Source organism: Oceanisphaera sp., assembly GCF_052084945.1.
In the GTDB taxonomy this organism is placed as follows: domain Bacteria; phylum Pseudomonadota; class Gammaproteobacteria; order Enterobacterales; family Aeromonadaceae; genus Oceanimonas.
Genome location: NZ_JBQDEX010000034.1, coordinates 1 through 11,653 on the forward strand (window position 1 = coordinate 1; position 11,653 = coordinate 11,653).

Consider the following 11,653-nt stretch of genomic DNA (forward strand, 5'->3'; position numbering starts at 1 on the left):
CTGTCAGCTAGCCCTAATCACAGGCGGCTCTACAATCGAGAGTCGGATAAAGGGAGCGACTCCACCGACCATCACATGACAGGGAAGTCATGTGTTTGAGCGACACAGGGATGTGCTTGCAGCGTGTCGGTGTAGTGGCCCCTTTGTTCGGCTTTTACAGGCAGCACAAACTGACTACTTATTTAATACGATAGGTATTAGGCTCTTTTGTTAGCAGCTCAATACCTTGGTGATGCATTATTAATAGTTTTAAACTATCAGTGTGATAGTTAAAGATGTGTTTATAAATAAATTAACAGGTGCTACATTAGGTTTAACTTAATTGAGGTTGTTTGCACACCTCTCTAACCGTCAGGAGTAACACCATGGAACATACTGAGACTGCTATTGTAGGTTTACCACGTTTAAATGAACGCGCTCCAGAGTTTAATGTGCTCACCACAGATGGTATGAAGCAATTAGATGACTATCAGGGAAAGTGGCTGGTGTTATTTTCGCACCCTGCAGACTTTACCCCAGTGTGTACCACTGAGTTTATTGCCTTTGCCAAAATGGCCCCTGAGTTTAATAAGCGCAACTGCGAATTACTGGGACTGTCTATTGATAGCCATCACTCCCACATTGCTTGGATGCGTAATATCAAAGACAAGTTTGGCGTTGAAGTGCCGTTCCCTATCATTGCCGATTTAAAAATGGATGTTGCCCGTGCATACGGCATGATCCACCCAGGTGCGGCAGATACATCGGCAGTGCGCGCGACTTTCCTGATTGATCCCAACGGCATCTTACGCGCCATGGTTTATTACCCCATGAGTAATGGTCGTTCTATTTCTGAGTTTTTACGCTTGCTAGATGCTTTGCAAACTAGCGATGAACATGGCGTGGCCACACCAGAAGGTTGGCAGCCAGGCGACAAGGTAATAGTGCCACCTGCTGCAACCGCCAAAGCTGCTAATGATCGTATGGAGTCTGATGAATACGATTGTGTCGATTTTTATTTTTGCACTAAACAGCTGTAATCGTTATTGGTTATGATGGATTAGTGATGATGGATAAAAAAGCACCGCTAGGCGGTGCTTTTTTTATGCGACAACAGTATAACAAAGCATCGAGATGTGCGGCTGGTTGCAAAATGCTGTGCTTTTAGTTTTTTTATAGCGTGTTCTGCTATAAAGTTGCAATAATATTGGTATATGAGATGGATTTTCAGCCATCAGAGGATGATTATGAACCACCCCCAACCTTTGCTATTGCGCTTAACTCAGCGTGTGAGTCTAGTAACGCAAATTTTGATTGGCATTGTTGCCGGTACGCTACTGGCCGTTGTTGCTCCTGAAGCCGCTCAGTCTGTTGGCTTATTAGGTGACTTGTTTGTGAGTGCCTTAAAAGCCGTGGCGCCCATTTTGGTATTTGTGTTAGTGCTGTCTTCTATCGCCAACCATAAACAGGGTAGCCAAACTAACATTAAGCCCATTTTGGCCTTGTATTTAGTGGGCACCTTTATTGCCGCACTGACTGCGGTACTGATGAGCTTTATCTTTCCAACGACCTTGGTGTTGGCGCTAGATGCGGCTGAAGCTACGCCGCCAGAGGGAATAGCGGAAGTCTTGCATACCTTGTTATTTCAGGTAGTAGACAACCCCGTTAATGCGCTACTGACGGGTAACTTTATCGGTATTTTGGCCTGGGCTATCGGCCTAGGTATGGTGTTGCGCCAAGGGTCTGAATCGAGCAAGCATGTGTTTCGGGATATTTCTAACGGCGTCTCTAGCATAGTGCGCTTGGTGATCCGTTTAGCACCGCTGGGTATTTTTGGCTTGGTGGCCAGCACCATTGCCGCTACCGGTTTTGATGCCCTATGGGGCTATGCGCGTCTATTAGCAGTGCTGATTGGCTCTATGCTGATTATTGCCTTGGTGATGAATCCGCTGATTGTGTTTTTTAAAATTCGTCGCAACCCTTATCCGCTGGTGTTTAAGTGCCTGCGCGAAAGTGGTGTTACTGCCTTTTTTACCCGCAGCTCGGCGGCTAATATTCCGGTGAACATGGACTTATGTAAACGCCTAGACTTGCATGAAGACACCTACTCTGTGTCTATTCCACTTGGCGCTACCATTAACATGGGCGGCGCGGCCATTACCATTACCGTACTGACCTTGGCGGCGGTACATACCCTAGGGATAGACGTGGATCTTGGCACCGCATTATTGTTGAGCCTGATTGCCTCTGTGTCTGCTTGTGGTGCGTCTGGGGTGGCCGGTGGCTCTTTACTCTTGATCCCACTGGCGTGTAGCTTGTTTGGTATTTCTAATGAAGTGGCGATGCAGGTAGTTGCGGTAGGCTTTATTATCGGTGTATTGCAAGACTCGGCAGAAACGGGCCTTAACAGCTCGACCGATGTATTGTTTACCGCCGCTGCCTGTCGGGCAGAGGAAAACAAAGCCTAATGTAACGCTACGCTATGCGTTAGCTGTCAGTATCAAGAAGCCCCGAGCCTTTAGGTTAGGGGCTTTTTTTTGCTGAAAGCTTATAGCTGACGGCTGAAAGCTTTGTTTTCCTCATGTTGTTGGCAAAGGGTGATAAAGCGGCGTAGTAGGGCTGAGTGATATTTTTGTTTATGCCATACCAGCTTAAGGGTTCGGGATAAGTGAGCGTTTACATTTAACGATACCAGTCGATGATAGGTTAGCCGATCACTGACGGCTCTTTTTGACACCAATGCCAGCCCTAGCCCTTGCTCTACTGCCTGTATAACCGACTCTAGGGTATTCAACTCAAGCAGCTGACCTAAGTCACCAATATGGGGCGCTATGTCTCGCTCAAACTGTTCACGGTTGCCAGAAAGGGGCTCGCGCACCACCCAATTATGCTGCTGAAGCTGTGGCAAGCTCAGTGCTTGCTGACCGGCTAAGGGATGGGTTGGATGGGCAATAATGAGCATCTCATCCGTTAACCAGTGTTGAGTGACTAAATCGGGATGAAAGTTCTCTCCCTCGATAAGCGCAATATCCAGCTCAAAGCGCAGCAGCATGGCACATAAGTTATGGGTATTGGTGATTTGCACCTTGGCTTGTAACTCAGGTTGCCGTGCCAATAATTTAGGCAGCAGGTAATTACCAATGGTCTGGCTAGCACCTAACCGTAACGAGCCACTGGGCGCACCTTGTTCATCAAATAAATGCTCAATATCTGTGATGCGACTTAACACTTCTTCGGCTAACGGCTGTAGTTGCCGGCCTTGCTCGTTGAGCTTTAAGCGTGGGTGCACACGATCAAACACCGGATGACCTAATTGACGCTCTAACTCGGCCAGTGCCTGAGAGACAGCCCCTTTACTCAAAAAGAGCTCCTCGGCGGCCACGCCTAAGTTGCCATGGTGAGCAATGCTGGCAAAGGCTTGCAGCTGTTTAAGACTTATCATTTAGTAAAGTTAAACGCCCTGTTTAAATCATTTAGATATCTTGAATGGTAAAGTTTTTTTATGATAAGTGCCAGTTACCAAGGAGACACATAATGCTAAATACGACTCGCAACCGCTTTGCTAATGTACCTACGCCCATGGCGGGGCTGGCTTTAGGTATCGCAAGCCTAGGCTGGGCTTGGGAGAATGTCGGCTTGTTTTCTGGTGGCGCTCAAACCCTAGGCGCCATAATAGCGGCCGCCTTATTATTAATCTTAACCGGCAAATTTGTATTACATCCACACTTGCTGGCGCAAGATTTAGCTCATCCTGTGGTGGGCAGTGTGGTGCCTACGTTTGCCATGGCGACCATGGTGGTGTCTAACGCAGTAGGGGGGCATGTGGGTGCTGGCTTGTGGTTATGTGCCGTTGCATTGCATTTGGTGTTTTTGGTGACCTTTATTTGGCACCGCCTTAAAGACTTTAAACTACACCACATGGTGCCTAGCTGGTTTGTACCCCCCATTGGGATCATAGTGGCCGATGTAGCAAGCCCTGGCAGCTTCGATCCGCTTGCCCAAGTTTTATTGTGGTTTGGTATTGCTTGTTATGCTGTTATGTTGCCCATGATGCTGTATCGCCTGATATTTTGTGCCGAGGTGCCAGACGCCGCTAAGCCGACCATTGCCATTATGGCTGCGCCTGCCAGTTTGTCTTTAGCGGGTTATTTAACCGTTACTACCGAGCCGGCACCGGTATTAGTGGCCATATTATTGGGCATAGCAGTATTAATGACGGCTCTAATTTACTTGGCTTTTATTAAGTTATTACGTTTACCCTTTAGCCCAGGCTACGCCGCTTTTACTTTTCCGTTAGTCATTGGCGCCACGGCTTTGTTTAAAGTGGCAACCTTGGCAGAAGCGCTGGGTTTAGATACTGCAACTGTTAATCAGCTGCGCTGGATGGCCGAAGGTGAGCTAGTGATTGCTACCTTGGTTGTGAGTTATGTAGCACTGCGTTTTGCACAATATTTTAACCCACTGCGTAAGGCGTTAGCCGAACTGGCTTAATCACCGAGAGCACCAAGATGAAAGACTTCTTTGCCACGGAATACACTGAATAGCACGGAACAGCTAAGCTGATATAAGACTGACCAATGACCAAACACTTTAAGGTTCAGGTCATTACTAATAACAATATTTATCAGGTTTTATCTCTATTCTTCTGTGGGTTTCGTGGCAAAAATAGCTTTAAGTGTTTTGATTCCCTAATCCCTAATCCCTAATCCCTAATCCCTAATCCCTAATCCCTAATCCCTAATCACACTTCACTTGTCTCTCTCGCTTGCTTGCGGGTGGCGTGGATAAAGGCGGCGATAAAGAACAGCGTGAGCAGTAGCACTATGGTGGGAGCTGGGGCGCTGTCGAGATAAAATGAAGCATATACGCCCAAAAAGGCGCCTACTACCGCGATCACCACAGATAATAGCAACATAGTGCTAAATTTATTGGTCAGCAAAAACGCGATAGCACCGGGCGCAATCAGTAGTGAAATGGCTAATATTAAGCCTACCGACTTTAAGGCTGCCACTATGGTTAAGGCAATTAAGCATAGCAAGGTGTAGTGCAGCAGATTTACGCGCAGGCCAATAGCCTGAGCGTGAGCCGCATCAAAGGCATGCAGTAAAAAATCTCGCCATTTTCCGCCCAGCACCAGCACTGTGATAAGCGCAATCACGCCGGTTTCAATAATATCTGCCCAGCCAACACCCAGCATGTCACCAAATAAAATATGGTCGAGGTGCACATCAGAATGTATTTTTACATACAGCAATAGCCCTAAACCAAACATGCCAGAAAACACAATACCCATCACGGTATCTTGTTTAATGCGACTATTATTTTTTAAAAAGCCGATTGAAAGCGCGCAGATCATACCGGCAATAAAAGCCCCAATCGTAAAGGGGGCTCCCACAATATAAGCAATTACCACCCCAGGAAATACCGCATGGCTCATAGCATCGCCCATTAAGGCCCATCCCTTGAGCACTAAAAAACAAGAGAGCAGAGCGGTAGGCACGGCAATAAGCACCGAGATAATCAGCGCATTCACCATAAAGCTAAACTGAAAGGGAGCCAGTAAAGTATCTATCATGACGCCACCTCCAGCGCTTGCGCGGCTTTTTTGCGAGCAGCAAAGTAACCGTGCTTAGGCGCCAAGAAAAAGGCCAATAAAAACAGCAATGTTTGTAGCACCACTATAATGCCGCCTGTGGCGCCATCTAAAAAGTAGCTGGCATAAGCGCCAATAAAGCTGGTAACGGCACCAATAGTGATAGAAATAACAAGCAACTTAGGAAAACGGTCGGTTAATAGATAAGCGGTCGCCCCTGGAGTAACCACCAAACAAATCACCAAAAAAGCGCCCACGGTTTGTAGCGCGGCAACCGTAGAGGCGGCCAATAGCGTAAAAAACAGCAGTTTTATTTTAGTGGGGCTAATACCAATAGAGCGGGCATGGCTTTCATCAAAAAACACCACCAAAATATCTTTCCATTTCACTAATAAAATCAGTAATGACACTAGGCTAATGATCACCAACTGCACAATATCCATCGGATCTATGGCCAGAATATTGCCCAGCACAATGGTTTTAATGTTTACGGCTGTGGGCTTAAGCGACACCATAAACAAGCCAAGGGCAAAAAAACTGGAAAAGATCAGCCCAATAATGACATCTTCTTTTAGCTTGCTACGCTGATTTAAAAACAGCATGGTGCCGGCGGCTAATCCGCCAGCAAAAAAGGCCCCTAATGAAAAAGGTAAGCCCAGCATGTAAGCACCTGCTACCCCTGGCACAATAGAGTGCGACAGGGCATCGCCAATTAATGACCAGCCTTTTAGCATTAAGTAACAGGATAAAAAAGCACACACGCCACCCACTAATGCCGACACCCACATGGCATTTACCATGTATTGATAAGTAAAAGGCTCAAGCAGAATGGTCATCGTTTTCGCCCTCCCACTTAGTTTGTGCTTCGCGGTTATGTACTTGGCCGGCTTTAATGATGAGTGGTCGTTCGTCGTCACTGATAATACCAATGGCATGGGGGCGACCGTGCTTATGTTCATTAAGCACAAAGTGGCGCAGTACGCCGCCAAAGGCCAACTCTAGGTTGTCTTGAGTAAAGGTGTCTTGAGTGGTGCCGTGGGCTAGCACAGTGCCTTTAATTAAAATGGTGCGGTCACAAAATTCCGGCACCGAGCCTAGGTTGTGAGTGGACACTAACATTACGCGCCCTTCGGCACGCAGTTCGCGCAATAAAGCGATAATTTGATCTTCGGTTTTTACATCCACACCGGTAAAGGGCTCATCCAGCAGAATTATTTGGCCATTTTGTGCCAAGGCCCGAGCCAAAAACACCCGCTTTTTTTGCCCACCCGATAACTCGCCAATTTGGCGTTTACGAAATTCCGTCATATTGACGCGATCCAATGCCTGAGTGACCGCCTCGTGATCAACGGCCTTGGGTCGGCGCAGCCAGCCCATGTGGCCATAACGGCCCATCATCACCACATCTTCTACCAATACGGGGAAGTTCCAGTCTACTTCTTCGGCTTGAGGTACATAGGCCACTAAGTTTTTGCGCAGTGCCTCATCCACGCTCATGCCCAATACGCTAATGTTACCTTTGGCCAAGCGTACAAAGCCCATAATGGCTTTAAACAGGGTTGATTTACCTGAGCCATTTACCCCCACTAAGGCCGCGATAGTACCGGTAGGAATTGCAAAGCTGGCATCACGCAAGGCGGTGTGGCCATTGCGGTAAGTCACTGTGACATCTTCGACCTTCATGCCGGCATCGGCGGCTAAGGTTGCCGTATTATCCCTGTGCTGATGCCGTTCGCTCATTTATTTAATCCTTCTTTAATGCCAGTAACAATGGTTTGTGACGTTACGCTAAGTAAGTCGAGATAGGTGGGCACTGGGCCATCTTCTGCACTTAATGAGTCAACATATAAAACGCCGCCATAGTGGTTGCCGGTTTCTCGGGCCACTTGTTTGGCGGGTTTATCGGACACGGTACTTTCACTAAATACCGTTGGGATCTGTTGTTTGCGTACCGTGTCTATTACCTTGCGCACTTGCTGGGGCGTACCTTGCTGATCGGCGTTAATCGGCCATAAATACAGCTCTTTTAAGCCAAAATCTCGTGCTAAATACGAGAATGCGCCTTCACTGGTCACCAACCAGCGTTTGTTTTCTGGCAGCTCATCAATTAATTGCTGAATAGGTGCAATGGCGGCTGAAATTTTAGCTTTATAAGCGGCGGCATTATCATGATAAATAGCCGCATTAGCCGAGTCGTATTTGACGAAAGCATCACGGATATTATCCACGTAAATCATGGCATTCTTCGGCGACATCCAAGCGTGTGGGTTAGGTGTTCCCTCATAAGGGCCGGCTACAACTCCCATGGGTTCTATACCGTCTGACACTACCACTTCTGGCATATCGTTCATATTTTGATAAAACTTCTTAAACCACAACTCGAGGTTTAAACCGTTAGAAAAAATAAGCTTTGCATCATGAGCACGAATAATATCGCCAGGGGTAGGCTGATAATCATGAATTTCGGCACCCGGCTTGGTAATAGACTCCACAATCGCCACATCTCCCGCCACGTTGCGTGCCATGTCGGCGATCACGGTAAAGGTGGTCACGGCTTTAAACTTTTCTGCCGCGTGAGCAGGTAAGGTCACTAACAAGGTCGCCAGTGCCACACTTAATCCTTTAATAAACAAACGGCCAGTAATGCGGTGCTTAACCATGATTATTCCTTTTATATATTGTTTAGTAAAAGGGGCTATAACAGCTTGCATGCTGATAAGTGCTAGCACCCTATCTACCATAGGGTAATGTGATTTATATCTCAAATATGTTGTCTTACGTGTCCGTAGTAAAAAAACGGTAAAAAAAAGGCCAGCAAAGGCTGGCCTAAAAACTCTGGAAGCAATGTGAGCAATGTCGCCTTCAAAAACCTGTCTCTGCTTAACCTCAAAATTTAGCAGTCGTGTTTCGAAAACAAGTTAACGATAATGGTTATCATTGTTGTTTGCAAGTGTTTTTAACTGTTTTTATATAACCCCAGTGTGGCGACGGTTTTACTGGCTTTAAATAACCGCTTGGTTTGGCCTTTAAAGCCTGCTGCCAATTGGCTATCGGTGCGGCGACGATTGAGCTGTACCTGTATGGCGTGCTCATATTGCGCTTGGATCTCGGCTTCTAATGAATCAAGGCCCCAGCTTGGTTTGTCTTCAGCAAGCGCGAGCGGGTAGATATTATCTAAGCCTAAGGTTGAGCAATTAAAGGCTAAGGCATCGTTAATATTTTTTACTTTTGTATTCGTCAGATCGCACAGATCATAAGGCGGCGCCCATAGGTGAATGGGCTTTAGTTTATCGACTTGGTTTAACACACCAATAATTTGCGGTTTTTTGCGCGAGATATTTTTTTTATCGGCATAAAAGGCATCAAGCCGTTGTTGTAAGGCAATATCTAGCTGTCGCGAAGGTTGATTCGCCTTAAGCACCCAAAGCACTAAGTCTGATTGGGTTATTTCTTTAAATGCATTTTCTAGAGCGCGATCACTGCCATCAAGCCCGGCCATATCAATCAGGCGCAATGGCTCTTCACCCTCAATAATGCAGGGATACACCCCCACAGTGTGAGTGGATGGTAAGGCGTCTTGTTCGGCGCTCATATTTTTTAGTAACGCATTAATAAGTGAAGACTTGCCCACACTGACTTGCCCAACCAAACACACCCGTACCGGCTCTGTGGGTATAGCTAATCGGGTTTCATCTTGCTGATGGACTTTGCTATTACCCACTTGGCTTTGCTCAATCACAAAGCGGCCACTGTAAAGATCGATCCCCACTTTTACCACTTCTTGTAACAGCGCGCGTTTGGCATTGCTTTGCACAGAGGCCAGTGCCTGATCTGACATAGAGCCCAGTAATTTCCCCCTAATCTCACTTGCCAACCCCGCAATGGGGTTTGTCATACGCAAGGCCCGCCAAGCTAACATGCCATATTTATAGGTTTCTTTGGCTGCGGTGCCGTATTTATCGTGAAAGTCATACAGCCGTTTTGCTTGGGAAATGCTGATTTTATCAATGGCGGGAATATGTTCATTGAGCACGGTTCGATAGCGTCGGCTAATTTCCTCTAACATGGTTAAGCCTTCGGGTACAGTAAAGTCCAACTCTTGTTTTCCGTAAGCCTGCGCCACTTCAAGCGCCAGCGCCAAGCCATGATCTTTTAGCGCCAACCACTCACTATTTTGCTGAAGTTTTTGGCTAATAGAAGCATTAAGCTCCTCCCAAATACGTCGCTCTGCTTGTGACCAGTCGGGGGAGGGATCAACCAAGCTTTCGTCCTCTATATAAGCTGTTTGTTGGTTATGGTTTTTGTGTAATATCCACCGAGGAATGGCGACTAACAGTGAAGATAGCAGCAATATCAACACAAAATAGAGGGTGTAACCCTGAGTCACAATGGCATATAAGCCAAAGCCGCTTAGCAAGAGTAAGGGGAGAATAAAACCCAGTACAGAAAGGCTCAGTAAGCGGTTGATATGGTTATTTAAAAAACGGGTCGTCTTTTTTATTTTATCCACGAGGCGATACCTTTTTACCGAGTTCGAAGGCGTCTTTATAAAGCTGTTGAATATTTTGGGTATTCACTGTTTTGCCTCTACTTTTATGGTAAAAATAGTAGCTGGCGGCTCTACCTAAGCCATAGGTAGTACCAAAGCTCACGGCCGCCGCTGTGGCCGCCCCCAAAGTTTGCCCATAAATAGGGATAAGTTTTACCAGTTGGCGCGCACCAAGTTTTACCCCATATTGGGCGCTAAAGCTGGTCCCTAGCACACCAATAAGTTCAGCAAAGCCCCGCGTATTCCATAGCACCTCATATCGCTTCGCTAAACTGTGTAGCATTTTGGCCTGCATGGCGGGCACAGAGACTAAACCGACCACCGGAAATAAGTCGGTGAAGCTTGCGCCAGTGGCATACCAAAGCACTTCATTTTTTACTTGGGAAAAATGCTGTTCTTCTTGGTTGGCATGCTCTTTTTTGTCGAGCATTAAGCCTACTAATGGCATTATTTGCGTGATGGCGGCCACTAATTGGTCGCGGTGATAGTAAGTGTGAGTATCACAGTCAAAGTCTACTTCAATGGCAGACAGTTCACTGCCCCAGGCTTTTTCAAAAGCTTGCTGATGAGCGGCCACTAAGCGGTTTTTCTCCTCTTTTGGCACTGTGTTTACCGCCGTATAAATAAGTAGCAGGTGCTTAATGTTCTTTTGCTTACGAATACGACTAAGCACAGTGAGTAGGGCGCTTTGCTCTTGCTCTTCTACTTTTGCCACTACCAATAACACATGGCTTTGCTGCTGGCACAGTTTAATGTCTTCACTGGGATCATAATGCGCTTCGCCCAAGCCTCGGGTATCTAAAAAACGCAATAAAGGTTTATCGTGCGGAAAGTGATAAGCAAACGAGGTTTTGGTACAGGGCGAGAAACCATTACCCACTTCTACTTGGCTGCTGCCAGTTAAGGCTTGAATTAACGAAGACTTACCCGCCCCGGTTTTGCCAAGCAGCCACAGAGTAGGCAGGTGCTGCTCTTGGGGTGGAGATGACTCACTAGGCTTTGCCATTAACGCCTCCATTACCGCATTAAGAGTATATTAATATAGTCTTTATCTCATCACTCGCCTAGAAAACCAAGCATAAGCCTTATGTTATTGCGCTAAACCAGCGCTGCTAAAACCCAAACTTACGGAGCAAGGTTTGTGCAGCGAAACCTGCAAAACCCACCCAAAAAGAGTGATCAGATCTAAAAATAGTTTTAATGGTAAGGAAGGGGCAGGCGCCTATTTTTACCCGTCATCCTAACGAAAGTGAGGCGCTAGCTTAAGGAGATACCCGCTCGAATACTCACTCGTTAAGCTGTGTACTGTTAAATACTTTTTACAGTTTAGCCCGCAGTAGATTCAAACCAAGGCCGATATACATAAGGCCTGTGACTTTAACCACGGCCTCAGATAAACCTGTATTTGATCTCACAGCCCCTGTGAAGCTGGCAGCAAACGCGACCAGTAAAAGACACCAAAGCGTAGCGCCTAGCACAAATATACCGCCTAAAAGCAGGAAGATACTGGAACTATTGCCACTTTCAGGAGC

Annotated in this window: 10 protein-coding genes and 1 pseudogene; 3 read left to right on the forward strand and 8 right to left on the reverse strand. The window is 46.7% G+C overall.

Annotated features, from left to right (window positions below):
• The first annotated feature begins 365 nt into the window (after positions 1-365).
• Entirely contained in the window at positions 366-1,019 is a 654-nt protein-coding gene (locus ACTHY5_RS04900; RefSeq protein ID WP_441877195.1) for a peroxiredoxin, read from the forward strand.
• Between the two features lie 201 nt (positions 1,020-1,220).
• On the forward strand, positions 1,221-2,447 hold the full coding sequence (gene sstT / locus ACTHY5_RS04905) for a serine/threonine transporter SstT (protein ID WP_441877198.1): 1,227 nt from the start codon (positions 1,221-1,223) through the stop codon (positions 2,445-2,447).
• 80 nt (positions 2,448-2,527) lie between these two features.
• On the opposite strand, the gene ACTHY5_RS04910 is transcribed toward sstT, so the two are convergent.
• Positions 2,528-3,421, reverse strand: coding sequence for a LysR substrate-binding domain-containing protein (locus ACTHY5_RS04910; protein ID WP_441877201.1), 894 nt, complete (start codon positions 3,419-3,421; stop codon positions 2,528-2,530).
• A gap of 92 nt (positions 3,422-3,513) precedes the next feature.
• On the opposite strand from ACTHY5_RS04910, the gene ACTHY5_RS04915 reads away from it, so the two are divergent.
• On the forward strand, positions 3,514-4,470 hold the full coding sequence (locus ACTHY5_RS04915) for a TDT family transporter (protein ID WP_441877204.1): 957 nt from the start codon (positions 3,514-3,516) through the stop codon (positions 4,468-4,470).
• Between the two features lie 250 nt (positions 4,471-4,720).
• Here ACTHY5_RS04915 and ACTHY5_RS04920 read toward each other — a convergent pair whose 3' ends face one another.
• The 7 genes and pseudogenes from ACTHY5_RS04920 to ACTHY5_RS04950 all read right to left on the reverse strand — a co-directional run.
• The gene (locus ACTHY5_RS04920; RefSeq protein WP_441877207.1) at positions 4,721-5,554 is read right to left on the reverse strand and encodes a metal ABC transporter permease; all 834 of its coding nucleotides are present in this window, start codon (positions 5,552-5,554) and stop codon (positions 4,721-4,723) included.
• Positions 5,551-6,408, reverse strand: coding sequence for a metal ABC transporter permease (locus ACTHY5_RS04925; RefSeq protein ID WP_441877210.1), 858 nt, complete (start codon positions 6,406-6,408; stop codon positions 5,551-5,553). Before ACTHY5_RS04925 ends, ACTHY5_RS04920 begins: the two co-directional genes overlap by 4 nt.
• On the reverse strand, positions 6,392-7,312 hold the full coding sequence (locus tag ACTHY5_RS04930) for a manganese/iron ABC transporter ATP-binding protein (protein WP_441877213.1): 921 nt from the start codon (positions 7,310-7,312) through the stop codon (positions 6,392-6,394). Before ACTHY5_RS04930 ends, ACTHY5_RS04925 begins: the two co-directional genes overlap by 17 nt.
• Positions 7,309-8,232 carry a metal ABC transporter substrate-binding protein gene (locus ACTHY5_RS04935; RefSeq protein ID WP_441877216.1) on the reverse strand — a complete coding sequence of 308 codons (924 nt, stop codon included), beginning with the start codon at positions 8,230-8,232 and terminating at the stop codon, positions 7,309-7,311. The genes ACTHY5_RS04930 and ACTHY5_RS04935 overlap by 4 nt, the downstream gene beginning before the upstream one ends.
• Positions 8,233-8,528: 296 nt before the next feature.
• Complete coding sequence (locus ACTHY5_RS04940) at positions 8,529-10,082, reverse strand: GTPase family protein (protein WP_441877219.1); 1,554 nt, start codon at positions 10,080-10,082, stop codon at positions 8,529-8,531.
• Positions 10,075-11,127, reverse strand: coding sequence for a YcjF family protein (locus tag ACTHY5_RS04945; protein ID WP_441877222.1), 1,053 nt, complete (start codon positions 11,125-11,127; stop codon positions 10,075-10,077). The genes ACTHY5_RS04940 and ACTHY5_RS04945 overlap by 8 nt, the downstream gene beginning before the upstream one ends.
• Before the next feature lie 313 nt (positions 11,128-11,440).
• A pseudogene (locus ACTHY5_RS04950) lies at positions 11,441-11,653 on the reverse strand (hypothetical protein); the annotation flags it as partial.

Coding starts and splice junctions, on each gene's coding strand:
- ACTHY5_RS04900 (WP_441877195.1), top strand. CDS start 366: ATGGAACATACTGAGACTGCTATTGTAGGTTTACCACGTTTAAATGAA.
- sstT (WP_441877198.1), top strand. CDS start 1,221: ATGATTATGAACCACCCCCAACCTTTGCTATTGCGCTTAACTCAGCGT.
- ACTHY5_RS04910 (WP_441877201.1), bottom strand. CDS start 3,421: ATGATAAGTCTTAAACAGCTGCAAGCCTTTGCCAGCATTGCTCACCAT.
- ACTHY5_RS04915 (WP_441877204.1), top strand. CDS start 3,514: ATGCTAAATACGACTCGCAACCGCTTTGCTAATGTACCTACGCCCATG.
- ACTHY5_RS04920 (WP_441877207.1), bottom strand. CDS start 5,554: ATGATAGATACTTTACTGGCTCCCTTTCAGTTTAGCTTTATGGTGAAT.
- ACTHY5_RS04925 (WP_441877210.1), bottom strand. CDS start 6,408: ATGACCATTCTGCTTGAGCCTTTTACTTATCAATACATGGTAAATGCC.
- ACTHY5_RS04930 (WP_441877213.1), bottom strand. CDS start 7,312: ATGAGCGAACGGCATCAGCACAGGGATAATACGGCAACCTTAGCCGCC.
- ACTHY5_RS04935 (WP_441877216.1), bottom strand. CDS start 8,232: ATGGTTAAGCACCGCATTACTGGCCGTTTGTTTATTAAAGGATTAAGT.
- ACTHY5_RS04945 (WP_441877222.1), bottom strand. CDS start 11,127: ATGGCAAAGCCTAGTGAGTCATCTCCACCCCAAGAGCAGCACCTGCCT.